This window comes from Streptococcus thoraltensis DSM 12221, assembly GCF_000380145.1.
Taxonomy (GTDB): Bacteria; Bacillota; Bacilli; order Lactobacillales; family Streptococcaceae; genus Streptococcus; species Streptococcus thoraltensis.
On sequence record NZ_KB904587.1, the window covers coordinates 253,566 to 265,760 of the forward strand.

Here is a 12,195-nt window from a genome sequence, read left to right on the forward strand (position 1 = left end):
CCCATTCTCCTGTTCAATACAGAAAGCTGGCTGCATCAGAGTCTTTTCTTTTATCTCATTAGGTGGGGGGCGTGCCGAGACGTTCTACTTCTTTTTAAGCATTTATAGTCAAATGAATTAAGGTTCAAAACAAGGACTTGAGACGCAGACAGTACTTGATACTCAATGAAAATCAAAAGCAGACTAGGCGACACAGATAGCAGATAGAACTGGAGGTCATCACATCAAGTCAGCAAGGTCTGCTTTTGATTTCCGAAGAGCATAGGTACGGCAAGTCGAAAATGACCATGTATCAAAGGTAATTCAAAAGACTATAACTTGCAAGATGTCGTACTGAAAACCCAAAAAGGTCTGAAGGCGGTTAGATGTGAAAAGGAAGAAGAGCGCTAACTGCTTACAAGATAAGCTGGGATAGACCATTTTAGGGTGAAAACCTAAACATCAAAAGAGGGAGCAAAAGTCGCTCTCGCCAAGTTACCAACCCTTGCTCCACTCTTAAAAATAGATTTGTTATGATGAGACCCTTAACTTCAGTGTTTTTCGACTAATGACAAAAAACAGCGACATAAGCAGCTCATACAAGACAAAAAAGGTTATAAAACAGTGCATAAAGAAAGGCTCTGGCAAGACATTGATAATGGGATCCGTGTAGGGATTAAATAACCAGCTGCTATCACCGGGGAAAAGTATTTGATGAAAAAGCGTAAAAAACTCATTAAAACCGATTGCTACTCCCAATAAGCCAACAAAAATTGGGAAAATAGCCGCTGTTAAATAGAGATTCTGAAAGATAAATAGGGATTTATTTCGCCAGGATTTTATCAAGAAATAAATTGTCGGCAAGCTGGTTATTAAGAAAACCAATTGAGCGAGATGAAACAAGCCTTTGACATCTGAAAAATGCTTAAGCCCATCCTTTGAAGAAGGAAAATCAGGCATAGCCAGCACTTGATGAAAAGGATTTGTTAAATAATTTAAGAGATGATGATAATTTCTTAGTAAGGCGCTTTTGGAAAGCTTAACCACATCTAAGAGATTAAGCCAGTCAATCTCTAAAGGATAAGCCAGCCAAGCTAGATAAATCGTCAAAAGAATGGCTAAGGCAAGAAGCCAAATAATACTAAGCAACGCTAAAAACCGCTGACCAAGAATAGATTTCATGTGTACCTCAATTAAAGTCTATTGTTAAAATGTAATAAGAGTCCACTTCTCTTTTTACCATTCTATAGCTTACCACGACATTCTTAAGGAAAACTTATTTATCTTCAAAGCACCAGTCAGCCAAAGAATCCAAAACGTGTGTCGGTTGGATAGGTAAGGAAGGCACTTCTTCTTTTTTGGTGAAACCTGTCAGAACCAAAAGGGTATCAATATCATTTTTTATACCTGCTGTAATATCAGTCAAGTAATTGTCGCCTACCATAATCGCTTCTTCGCGTTTGACACCAAGACGTTCCAAAGCCTTATTCATGATGACAGCTTCAGGTTTTCCAATAATAACTGGAGAAACACGCGTCGCAGCTTCTAAGAGCGCTAAAAGTGACCCGGCACCCGGCATAAGACCACGTTCTGTCGGAATATTTAGGTCAGGATTGGTTCCGATGAAAAAAGCACCCTTTTGAATCGCTAGTGTTGCTACTGCTAACTGTTCATAGGTCACTTGAGTATCCAAACCGACCACAACGTAGGCTGGATTTTTCTCATCATGGACGTAACCAGCAGCCTCAATAGCCGTTTTTAAGCCCTTCTCACCAATGACGTAAGCTGTTTTACCACGTCTCATATCATCCATGTAATCCACAGTTGCTAATGTCGCTGTGTAAATAGTCTCAAGTGGTGTCTTAACATTGAACTTGCTAAAAAGCATTTCCTGAACCATCTCAGGTGTTCTAGTCGTGTTATTGGTCACCAACATGTATGGAATCTGGCGCTCTTGCAAGTCGGCGATAAACTGCTCACCTGCAGGAATACGCTCATTTCCTTTATAAATAGTACCGTCTAAATCAATTAAATAGCCTTTGTAAGCCATATCTTCCTCTCATATTGTATCAGTCAAAAACCGTCTCCCAATGCTCAGCACGATAGGCTTCATAGCAAAGACGGATTTGTTTAGCAGTTGTCTTATTTTGTGACAATTCGGGCAGTTGATCTAAGTCAAAGTATTTGGCGTCGAGTGTTTCAGAGTTAGCCTGAAAAGCCCCACTAATATAGTGGCAGAGCACAAAATGCTTGATGACCCTGACCGCGGTATTAGCTTGATTATTTTTACGCTTGTCTAACACCGCAACCAAACGCTTGGCAGCTACTTCAAAACCTGTTTCTTCCTTGACTTCCTTGATGGTGTTTGACAAGATAGACTCTTGCACATCGCACCAACCACCAGGAAGCGCCCATAAACCATTAGCTTCTTGGACTAGAAGAATCTTGTCTTCTTCAAAAATAGCCGCTCTAGTATCAATTTTAGGGGTTTGATAGCCATCCTCACTGGCAAAGAGTTCTGTCACCTTCGACTGGGGAATACCTGAAGCTGCACTCAACATTTGACTGGCGATGTCCCGAATTTCCTCATAACGCTCACGGTCAAAGACCTGAGGATTATAGGCTAAACCATTTTGAGCCAGTGCTTGCAAACGCACTGCCCACTCTAACCAAGCTTCTTCTTGCATACTAAACCTCCTCCAAGACAGCTCCCCACTCGAGGATAGCTTGAGCATTGACTTGTCCGTCCGTTGTAATTTGATGACGACTTGTTTTATCTTCTAGAAGCACTTCTGAGACAATATCATGTCCATAATGAATTTCTTTGACATACTTGAGGGCAATGTGTTTAGGATAATGCCCCTTTAGAAAATCAATGGGCATAACGTCATAAATCCAGTCAAAATACTTACTATTATTGACATGCCCATTCATGTCTAAGTCAAAATAGCGAACGTGATAGTCTTTTTTATCAGCATTTTCTAAGAGCGGGTATTTAGGACCACGTTTGATTTTTTTGATAAATTCAGAATCATAGACGTCGATGAGATCCGCTGGAACTGGTGCTACTTTGCGCGTCTTAAAATCAATCAAGACAAAGGTTGTAGCAATCGTCATGATTTTCTGACCATCTTGTCCCAAGATGGCAAAATCACGGTAACAAAAAAGTTTATTGTAGGATTTTGCTTCGGTTTCAATGGTGATTTTTTCCGCAAACTTAGGTAATCTTTCAATGCTAATATCGTAATCCGTGATAACCCAGACTAAACCGTAAGTATCTAGAACATACTGGTCAGACATGCCTAGCTCTGCTGACTGCATACCAGAAACCTGCAAAGCTACTGCTAACAAATGTGGTAACTTGGCACAGTGATTGACATCTGTTTCGTAAAATGGAATCTCATAGCTGGTACGGTATCGTTTTCCCATGCTCGTCCTTCTTTCTATAAGTAATAGGAACTAATCGTTGGCATCAGAGACATCAATGATGAATTTCTCCGCGACTGTGTCTCCTAGAAATAGCCCCTTTTTAGTCATGCGGATGGTGTCGTCTTCATGAATCAAAAGCCCATCCTTGATTAGGTCAGCTACGATTTGACCATAGCGCTCTTCAAATCCGACACCGAATTTCTCTTCAAAATGACTAATAGAGACACCGGATTTTTTTCGAAGCCCAAGGAAAAATTCCTCTTCCATCATTTCTTCTTTGCTGAGAATGTCCTCACCTAGGCGAGAATGCCCATGCTCTTTGATAGCTTTAAGGTAATGTTGAATCGGACCACGGTTGCGGTAACGAACGCCATCCAGGTAACCAGACGCCCCTGCTCCGACACCGTAATACTCCACATTCTCCCAATACATAAGATTGTGACGACTTTCAAAACCTGGCTTTGTAAAGTTGGAAATCTCATAATGCTCGAAACCATTTTTTTCCAACTCATTGATAATATAGGTAAACATGTCTGCCTCAATATCCTCATTTGGCAAATGCAGACGTCCTCGCCTCTGTTTGTTCATAAAGACCGTGTGATTCTCCAAAATCAAACTGTAAAGACTGAGGTGAGGAATATCCAAAGCTAGGGCTTTACGAACATTTTCTTCTACTTGCTCCATAGTCTGATTTGGCAGGGCGTAAATCAAGTCGATAGAAATATTGGTCAAGCCAGCAGCCTTCAGCGCATCAATACTCTCATAAATCTGAGCTTCGTTGTGACTACGACCAATCTGCTTGAGCTGCTTGTCAAAAAAGGTCTGAACCCCTAGAGAAACACGATTGACAGCCGATTTTTTTAAAACGTCAATCTTCTCAGGCGTCAAATCTCCTGGATTAGCTTCAATGGTGAATTCTTCCAGCATCTCTAGATTAATATTTTTCTCTAAATGAGTTAGCAAATAATCCAACTGTTCAGCAGTGATAGCTGTTGGGGTTCCACCACCAATGTAAAGGGTTGTTAAGTCATGAATATCATAAAACTCGAATTCACGAATAAGAGCCTGAAGATAGTCATCAACAGGCTGATTTTTAATAAAGACTTTTGAAAAGTCACAGTAATAGCAAATTTGAGTGCAAAATGGAATATGCACATAAGCTGAAGTTGGTTTATTAGACATATTAATATTTTAGCACTTTTATGATGGCTTGGCACGAATTGAAAATAGAAAAAGCTAGAGAAAATCCTGTTTTTCTGAACGTCATAAGCTAGTATTTCTCAGCTTATCTTATAAAAGGTCATCAATGAGTTCGTCAACCACATCTGCTTCTTCATTCGGTGTGATTTCAGTAACCATAATGCCTGCTACCGCACGCTCAACAAGCCCTTCGACATCAAGCCGAGCTTCGTATTGCTCAACATTTTTTATCTTTGGATTTGTCTTCGGACGATCTGGTGCAAAAATCGTACAGCAATCTTCAAATGGCTGAATGGAAATGCTAAAAGTATCAATTTTTTCTGCTAAATCAATGATTTCCAATTTGTCCATAGTTACCACTGGACGGATGACTGGTGTGCTAGTTACCGCATTGATCGCCTGCATTGACTCCAAAGTCTGACTGGCAACCTGTCCAAGACTTTCGCCATTGATAATCACACGCCCATCACGCTTTGCTCGAATGCGATCCGTAATACGCATCATAAATCGACGCGTCAAGGTCATTAAGTAGGCTTCGGGTGCTTTTTCCTTGATTTCTTCTTGAATTTCAGTGAAAGGCACTTCTATAAATTGAATGTTTCCACCAAATTTTGTCAGCTTACGTGTTAAATCATGGGCTTTTTTTAGAGCACCCGGACTAGTATAAGGGGGACTAGCAAAGTGAACTGCCTCAATATCAACGCCACGTTTAAGAGACAAGTACCCCGCAACTGGCGAATCAATCCCACCAGATAACATGAGCATTCCTTTCCCAGCGGTACCAACTGGAAGCCCACCAGCACCTCTAATTTCTTCGTGTGAAATATAAGCTGCTTCTTCACGGATTTCAACTTTGAGGTTAACATCTGGCTTTTTCATTTGAGCCTTGATATTTGGAAGGACCTCAAAAACAGCTCCTCCAAGGGTGTGATTCAATTGTGTCGAATCCAACTCAAACTGATGATCACTACGTTTGCTTGATACCTTAAAGGTCAAGCCTTCTTGATACAAGTCTGTCATAATCGCTTGAACTGCTTCAGTTAACACAGCCACATCTTTTTCAACACGGTAAACAGGATTAAAAGCCTGAATCCCAAAGATTTGCTTAAGAGACTCAGCTACAGGAGCGTAATCTGCACCGTTTAAGAAAACATGGCAACGATCACGGTCTGCTGTCACCTTTACTTCAGGATAGATTGACAAAACGTCCTGAATGTTTCGGCGTAGCTTATTGATGAAGCGCATGCGGTTCTTCCCTTTAGTTGACAGTTCACCGTAGCGAACCATGATTTCTGAATATTGTAGGTTCATTTTGATACTTTCTATAGTTATCTCACTTTTTGCGTTTTCGCATAAACTTGGTTAAAAATGGTTAAAAATTGCTCGACTTGCCCCATATCATTGTCATCGTCAAGACTAATACGAACGGCTGTTTGAGCGTCCTTGGTTGGAACGTTCATAGAAATTAGGGTTCCAGCAGGTTTTCCGGCTTTTGAGGAGCAAGCTGATGTGGTCGAGATGAAAATATCATGCTCTTCAAAAGCATGGACAATCACTTCGCCTCGCACTCCCTTGATACCAAAAGTAATGATATTGGGGGCAAAGTTATGCTGACCAGAAAACACAAGAATATCCTCATGTTTAGCTAATTCGCTCAAGATAATTTCCTTCATCTTGGCAATTTTAGGCAGAGCCACTTCTTCCTTATCCTTGACTAGGCGTAGAGCCTTTGCCATCGAAGCAATACCAGCCACGTTCTCAGTTGTCGAGCGCAAATCCTTCTCCTGACCACCACCTGTTAAAAGGGGGCTTATCTTCTTCCCAGATTTTTTATAAAGAAATCCTACGCCACGAACAGCGTGAAACTTATGACCAGAAAAAGACGCCAGATCAACTCGGTCTGTTAAATAAAATGCTGTTGGAATTTTTCCGATAGCTTGCACCGCATCTACATGAAAGGTAAGGTTAGGACGGTCAACCAATAGTTCTGAAATTGCTTGAATGGGCTGTATGGAGCCAATCTCGTTATTAACTGCCATAATTGATACTAAAATAGTATCCGGACGCAGTAAGCCTTTCAGAGCCTCTACATCCACAAAACCACGGCTATCAACTGGAGCATAAGAAACCTCAAACCCCTGCTGACCCAACCACTTGGCGGATTCTTTTACCGCAGGATGCTCAATAGCTGAAACGATGATATGCTTACCAAAAGCCTGTTTTTCAAATGCTATCCCCTTAATAGCCCAGTTGTCGCTTTCAGTTCCACCTGAGGTGAAAAAGATTTCATCTGCTTCTTTTCCCAATAGCTCCGCAATTTGTTTGCGAGAGGCTTCTAAAATGCGAGTTGACTGGCTTCCCAAGCGATGCAAACTTGATGGATTCCCCCAAATCTTAGTTGTCACCTCTTGGTAGGTTCTAAGGGCTTCAGGATAGGTTTGTGTAGTGGCTGCGTTATCAAAGTATATCATTGGTTTTTAAGTTCTTTCTATGTTTCTCAAAAATCCTTGATTTATAAGGTTTTAGAGCGTTCGGCGAATTCACTATTTGGGCATTTTCGGCAATTTTCGAAGATTTTTGTTCTTTTTTGCCCCCTGAAATGGAAAAAACCTTGAAGTGTTCAAAGGTTTTTGAGCGAATTAATTATAGCATAAAACAAATCTATATGACAACGAAACAAACGGTAAGTCATTCCAAATTCATTGAACTAGACTTCTCACAAAAAGACCATTCTGACTGAAACAAAAACATCCCCTAGCCTTGGCTAAAGGATACAGAATTACTAAGAACGAGAAATAACTCTTGGTAAATCATAATGATAGTAGGTTATGTTCTTTTAACGGTATTATCTCTATCCAATAGCCCACTTTCGACAAGATAATCGAGCGATTTCGTTACGGTTGCTGAGGCGATACCCAGTTAGCTCAGACAATTGCTCAGGTCTTGCAACAAGAAGGCTAAAGGTATAGTCAAATGAATTAGCTTTCAGACAAGGAACTGAGACGCAGACAGTACTCGCGTACGGCAAGTCGAAAGTGACGATGTATCAAAGTTAATTCAAAAGACTATACTTATCCAAACATCCCTTTGCACCTAAGAAAGTTTATTTTGAACATTTTCTCCAAACTTTTTTTCGGTCTAGTTTAATGTTACAAATTGGGTTTATCCGCTTCACTTAATGACTAATAATTCAATTACTCATCGTCTTCTTCTAACGACTTTTTGTATACTTTATGAATTAAATGAGCTCTTTTAGCTTCTATACTACCTCTACTGAACGGTGTCAAAACAATTGCTAAAATAGCAATTGGCAAGAAAAATAAAATTGAAAAAAGCGCATCACTCATATTACTACCTCACACCTTATCCTTTCTAAATGTTTTTTTCTGTAACCCACTTCAAAAGCCAATATAAGGAGTTCATCATCAATGATGTCACAAATAATACGATAATTGCTAACTCAATATGGACACAATCCTTATAATACATTGTATATCTTGAACAGCAAAATGTCTATCAGAACGTGAATGTATAGTCAAATGAATTAACTTTCAGAACAAGGAACAGAAAAGACGTAGACAGTACTTGATTTTCATTGACTATGAGTAGAGCAAGTCAACAATGACCATGTGTCAAAGTGAATTCAAAAGACGATAAAATCTATCTGCTAACTATCTTTGACAAGTCGATGGGATTCGAACCGACGACAAATCTTTTATGCTTAGTCACCTCTTACCAAGTGGCTAAGAGTACAAAAATAGCTATACGACTGCCATATCATTATTTGAGTTTATCTCACACCAAACGCATGAAGAAAGTTTTGTTTTTAGAAAACGGCAATCATCATGACAATATCAACCAAAGTAGGAAACTTAAAAATAGAGGTAACTGTGATGATTGACTTTATTGTTTCTATAGATAACCACAGTGATGAATGAGATGGTCGTCAACCATGGAAAATCCGCTATGCTTTAGCCACCATCCTCTGGATGATTATTTACCACAGTTATTTGAGAAAGAGACCCTTAAAAAGCTCACTTTTTACCGGTTAAAAAATGGTCTAAGGCACAAAGAGGGTTAGAGAAACTCTTCATGTCTATAGCGTGGTGAGTCTTCAACCATATTAATTTTCAACCCATTTCTTGCTAAAATGAGCACAAGAAAACGAGCCATTTAAGGCTTGTTTGTTATATACGATTAGTTCCTACACTCAAACTTGTAGGCGGAGAGTACGGGATTTTTTATTTTTTTGAAAAGCGATGATAATCGAAATAAATATTTCAGATAATGGGAGGTTATTTCAGTAATAGTTTCTCCAAGAAGACTATTGCTATGATGACACTAATACCGATAAGCCACCGTTTAGTAATACGCCACTCAGCTTCTCGCTCTTGCTTTTCTTTGATACGTTGTTCGAGGAGCATAGCATGTGTTTGAGCAAGGTCATAATTTACTAGGTTATCAATCTTTTTATCCAATAAATCAAAACGTTGTTGCAATAATTTGTAATGATTGATTGAACCTTGTTCGACGTTATCAAATTTCATGTCAATGATGTCTTTGCTATACTTTTCCATAAGCTATCCTTCCATTTATTGTCAGTAGTAATTATTTCAGTATCAGCTCTTTAAAAATAAACATTCCTACGGTGACGCTGATACCAATAAGCCAGCGCGTTGTAATACGTTGTTCTAATTCCCTCTCCTGTTTTTCTTTGATACGCTCTTCAAATAGCATAGCCTGTGTCTTAGCTAAGGCATAATCTACAGTCTCGTCAAGTTTTTTATCTAAGGTATTGAAACGTTGATCTAATAGTTGATAATGATTGACAGATTCTTGTTTGAGTTTATCAAATTTCATGTCGATTATTTCTTTAGAGTAATCTTCCATGACCTTCTCCTTCTAAAATATAACGGCTTTTGTAATACGATTAGATTAACTATATCTACATTCAGCTTTGTTTGGTGAGAGTGTGGGATTTTTATGTTTCTGTCTGAAGTTGGAAAATAGGTGTTGTCGCAGCTTCCTCGCCCGTCAATATGCAGGGACAAACTATTTCTGATTTGTCCACCTAGTGCATCTAAGAAAAACCAATAGCTTCTCTTTTATTTCAGCTGATTTATACCCTAAAACACTAGATAAGCGTTTGCGATAACAACTACCGTCTACTAAGATTGCGTTTTTCATAATTTATCCTTTATAATACAAAAAACTCCTGATTTTATTCCCTTATGGTGGGGTGAATACTCTCAGAAATTGCGTTTACTTAATTTATGATTCCATCATAAGAAATCATCGTTTCCCGTCAACTTCAAAGAGTCACTTTAATAATTCTAATCCAATAACCTGTAAAACCCTTCCTTTACCATCGTCTCATCAGCGATGGTGCTTATTCTTCTAAGTAGTTTCCAACGGCTTCACCGATAATTCTAAAATCACTATCTTTGTCGGTTGATATATTGTCGTAGTTTTTGATTAAGCGATGTAAAATACGCTATTTTCATTGATAACTAATTGTTCACTATCTGCGTCAGCCTAACATTCAAAAACGCCGATACCACCAATCGCACGTTGATGCCCTACAGAGATAACCTTAATAATGCTTTTACGAACTTTTGTTACAGTAATAAAGTTAGTTGTTAAACAAGCTACAGATGAAAACCATCGCTAAAGCTGCTTGCCAAGTTCCCCCTAAGCCAAAAACAACTGTGTAGGTGAAAAGGTATTTTATCCCATTCAAGGGCAAGTGCCTAAGGAACATTGGCGAAAAGTCCCATGATCAAGGTTGAAATAACAGCTGCAATAATATAGTCTTTTGAATTGACTTTGAGGCATCGTCACTTTCGACTTGCCCTACTCATACTCAATGAAAATCAAGTACTGTCCGCATCTTTTCTGTTCCTTGTCTGGAAATTAATTCATTTGACTATAGTAGCTAAGAAAGCAGCTTGTCTTGGTATTCCAGCAACACCCAAAAGACTTAGATTGACAAAGAGAATGTGACTCCTAACAAAGAAGGTCATTAACCCTGCCATCATTTTAGCACAAATGTTCGTATAATTTTCTTTTAAGTTAAAAAACTTTTTCATTTTTTTAAAAAAATCTATTTTAATAGAACGATAATGATATTATATATCAAAAATATTCGTATTTCAATATATTTTTACTCTGAATCGTCAAATCAAGTCAACTTTTCATAGAATGCTTCATAAAGTTTAGGCTTCTCCAAGGTCTATTTCCAAATAACTGCGCTAAATAATCATAAATATAGCCTTGGTTACAGTGATAACTCAAGTTTTTCTTTGAAAATGGAATGATTTTCAAGAAATAAAGGTATAGCTTCCATATGGCATTGAGGTTCAAGGCTGTCTGCTTTTTCAAAGTCTGATTGTGGTTTTTACGGTAAACCACCTCTAACAACCAATGCCCTCGAATACATTTGGTAAAGGTTGTAATGTCCTTCTTGAAACTTAGGATAACATAGCAAATTTCTTCACTTATTACGCCATTTTATCTATAGTGTTTTTCGTCATGCCAATGCCTCGCAATTTCTGCCACTTAGGATGACGCTCTGGTAGACACTTAGCATCATAAGAACTCCCGTAGTCACGTTGCTTGATTTGACTGCGAGATTTATCCACAGCTTGATAATATTGTCTTAGCCAACCTTTCCAGTAAATTAGCAACGCTAAACTATATGTTTAGCCTGCATTAGTAAAGGAGGCTCAAACTTTATTGTAAAAAGAATGCATTTATTTTCCATTTTCACATGATTTTTTTCGAATTAAATCATATAATATAGTCTAAAGGAGGACATCATGTCACAACAGTATTCTCGAAAATCAAAACAAACAGGACAAAAAGAAAAACGTCGTCCTACTGAACACATCAAATCTGGCTTAACAGCCTTTCAAAAAACCTTAGCCCTAATCGGTTCGATCTTATCTATCATTGTCGCTTCTATTACTATTACTAATTTTATTCATAGTAAGGATTCAACCAATAATGATAAATCACCCTCTTCCACAGTTATCATTGAGAATAACGGTGGTCAGGGAGCTTCAAATACTAATTCCGGTGCAACTACTGATACTGAAACCTCATCAAGTAATTCATCAGATTACCAAAGCGATGTCATTAATCCGGACAGCTCTTCAAATACTGATGGCAATGACGCACCTGCTGCATCAACACCTGCCGCTGATACAACCACTCCTTCGGCTTCACCAGCTGATGAGACGGTTGATCAACCTACCGCAACACCATAAATCAATGCGCAGCCGTATAGCAAGCGGTTTATTGTTTCACACCTTCGGAGTGAAACGGATTTGAAGTCACATAATATAAAAAAGATTGGATATTTTTCTCCAATCTTTTTTCTTAGTAACCAAAAACAAAAACTCTCAAAAATGTTGAACGGCTCCCTGTCAAGTAGACAGTCAACTAATAAAAGATGTTAAGCAACCTGATTTCTGAATTCCCCAGGAGTCAGGTTGTTTAATTTTGTTTGATAACGTTGCGTATTGTAAAACTCAATGTAGCATTCCACATCTGCGACTAGCTCTTCATACGTTTTGTATTTCTTGA

Annotated in this window: 12 protein-coding genes and 3 pseudogenes; 1 reads left to right on the plus strand and 14 read right to left on the minus strand. The window is 38.6% G+C overall.

The window, feature by feature from the left end:
• Positions 1-510: 510 nt before the first annotated feature.
• The 13 genes and pseudogenes from A3IA_RS0102750 to A3IA_RS13375 all read right to left on the minus strand — a co-directional run.
• A complete protein-coding gene (locus tag A3IA_RS0102750) occupies positions 511-1,161 on the minus strand; it encodes a TIGR01906 family membrane protein (RefSeq protein WP_018379816.1) in 651 nt (216 codons plus the stop codon).
• Positions 1,162-1,255: 94 nt separating this feature from the next.
• On the minus strand, positions 1,256-2,029 hold the full coding sequence (locus A3IA_RS0102755; RefSeq protein WP_018379817.1) for a TIGR01457 family HAD-type hydrolase: 774 nt from the start codon (positions 2,027-2,029) through the stop codon (positions 1,256-1,258).
• 19 nt (positions 2,030-2,048) lie between these two features.
• Positions 2,049-2,666, minus strand: a complete 618-nt coding sequence (locus A3IA_RS0102760) for an NUDIX hydrolase (RefSeq protein ID WP_018379818.1) — start codon at positions 2,664-2,666, stop codon at positions 2,049-2,051.
• Position 2,667: 1 nt separating this feature from the next.
• The gene (locus A3IA_RS0102765; RefSeq protein WP_018379819.1) at positions 2,668-3,408 is read right to left on the minus strand and encodes an acyl-ACP thioesterase domain-containing protein; all 741 of its coding nucleotides are present in this window, start codon (positions 3,406-3,408) and stop codon (positions 2,668-2,670) included.
• Between the two features lie 30 nt (positions 3,409-3,438).
• Complete coding sequence (gene hemW / locus A3IA_RS0102770; RefSeq protein WP_018379820.1) at positions 3,439-4,590, minus strand: radical SAM family heme chaperone HemW; 1,152 nt, start codon at positions 4,588-4,590, stop codon at positions 3,439-3,441.
• Positions 4,591-4,698: 108 nt separating this feature from the next.
• Positions 4,699-5,919, minus strand: a complete 1,221-nt coding sequence (thiI, locus tag A3IA_RS0102775) for a tRNA uracil 4-sulfurtransferase ThiI (protein WP_018379821.1) — start codon at positions 5,917-5,919, stop codon at positions 4,699-4,701.
• Positions 5,920-5,936: 17 nt separating this feature from the next.
• Positions 5,937-7,079 (minus strand): cysteine desulfurase family protein, encoded by a 1,143-nt coding sequence (locus tag A3IA_RS0102780; RefSeq protein WP_018379822.1) that lies wholly within the window; start codon positions 7,077-7,079, stop codon positions 5,937-5,939.
• Between the two features lie 723 nt (positions 7,080-7,802).
• Positions 7,803-7,955: a hypothetical protein gene (locus A3IA_RS12910; RefSeq protein ID WP_018379823.1), complete on the minus strand. Its 153-nt coding sequence runs from the start codon at positions 7,953-7,955 to the stop codon at positions 7,803-7,805.
• 948 nt (positions 7,956-8,903) lie between these two features.
• Positions 8,904-9,185, minus strand: a complete 282-nt coding sequence (locus A3IA_RS0102790) for a hypothetical protein (protein ID WP_018379824.1) — start codon at positions 9,183-9,185, stop codon at positions 8,904-8,906.
• 31 nt (positions 9,186-9,216) lie between these two features.
• Positions 9,217-9,498: a hypothetical protein gene (locus A3IA_RS0102795; RefSeq protein WP_018379825.1), complete on the minus strand. Its 282-nt coding sequence runs from the start codon at positions 9,496-9,498 to the stop codon at positions 9,217-9,219.
• A gap of 654 nt (positions 9,499-10,152) precedes the next feature.
• Positions 10,153-10,415, minus strand: a pseudogene (locus A3IA_RS13640) (NCS2 family permease); the annotation flags it as partial.
• A gap of 123 nt (positions 10,416-10,538) precedes the next feature.
• Positions 10,539-10,697 (minus strand): annotated as a pseudogene (locus tag A3IA_RS13645) (NCS2 family permease); the annotation flags it as partial.
• 97 nt (positions 10,698-10,794) lie between these two features.
• A pseudogene (locus A3IA_RS13375) lies at positions 10,795-11,264 on the minus strand (ISAs1 family transposase); the annotation flags it as partial.
• A 162-nt stretch (positions 11,265-11,426) separates the two neighbouring features.
• Between A3IA_RS13375 and A3IA_RS0102805 the strand changes: the two are divergent.
• The gene (locus A3IA_RS0102805) at positions 11,427-11,876 is read left to right on the plus strand and encodes a DUF6556 family protein (protein WP_018379826.1); all 450 of its coding nucleotides are present in this window, start codon (positions 11,427-11,429) and stop codon (positions 11,874-11,876) included.
• A gap of 188 nt (positions 11,877-12,064) precedes the next feature.
• Here the strand turns inward: A3IA_RS0102805 and A3IA_RS12460 are convergent.
• The coding region (locus A3IA_RS12460; protein ID WP_018379827.1) for an IS3 family transposase at positions 12,065-12,195 on the minus strand (131 nt) is incomplete at its 5' end.

Coding starts and splice junctions, on each gene's coding strand:
- A3IA_RS0102765 (WP_018379819.1), bottom strand. CDS start 3,408: ATGGGAAAACGATACCGTACCAGCTATGAGATTCCATTTTACGAAACA.
- hemW (WP_018379820.1), bottom strand. CDS start 4,590: ATGTCTAATAAACCAACTTCAGCTTATGTGCATATTCCATTTTGCACT.
- A3IA_RS12910 (WP_018379823.1), bottom strand. CDS start 7,955: ATGAGTGATGCGCTTTTTTCAATTTTATTTTTCTTGCCAATTGCTATT.
- thiI (WP_018379821.1), bottom strand. CDS start 5,919: ATGAACCTACAATATTCAGAAATCATGGTTCGCTACGGTGAACTGTCA.
- A3IA_RS0102780 (WP_018379822.1), bottom strand. CDS start 7,079: ATGATATACTTTGATAACGCAGCCACTACACAAACCTATCCTGAAGCC.
- A3IA_RS0102805 (WP_018379826.1), top strand. CDS start 11,427: ATGTCACAACAGTATTCTCGAAAATCAAAACAAACAGGACAAAAAGAA.
- A3IA_RS0102790 (WP_018379824.1), bottom strand. CDS start 9,185: ATGGAAAAGTATAGCAAAGACATCATTGACATGAAATTTGATAACGTC.
- A3IA_RS0102750 (WP_018379816.1), bottom strand. CDS start 1,161: ATGAAATCTATTCTTGGTCAGCGGTTTTTAGCGTTGCTTAGTATTATT.
- A3IA_RS0102755 (WP_018379817.1), bottom strand. CDS start 2,029: ATGGCTTACAAAGGCTATTTAATTGATTTAGACGGTACTATTTATAAA.
- A3IA_RS0102795 (WP_018379825.1), bottom strand. CDS start 9,498: ATGGAAGATTACTCTAAAGAAATAATCGACATGAAATTTGATAAACTC.
- A3IA_RS0102760 (WP_018379818.1), bottom strand. CDS start 2,666: ATGCAAGAAGAAGCTTGGTTAGAGTGGGCAGTGCGTTTGCAAGCACTG.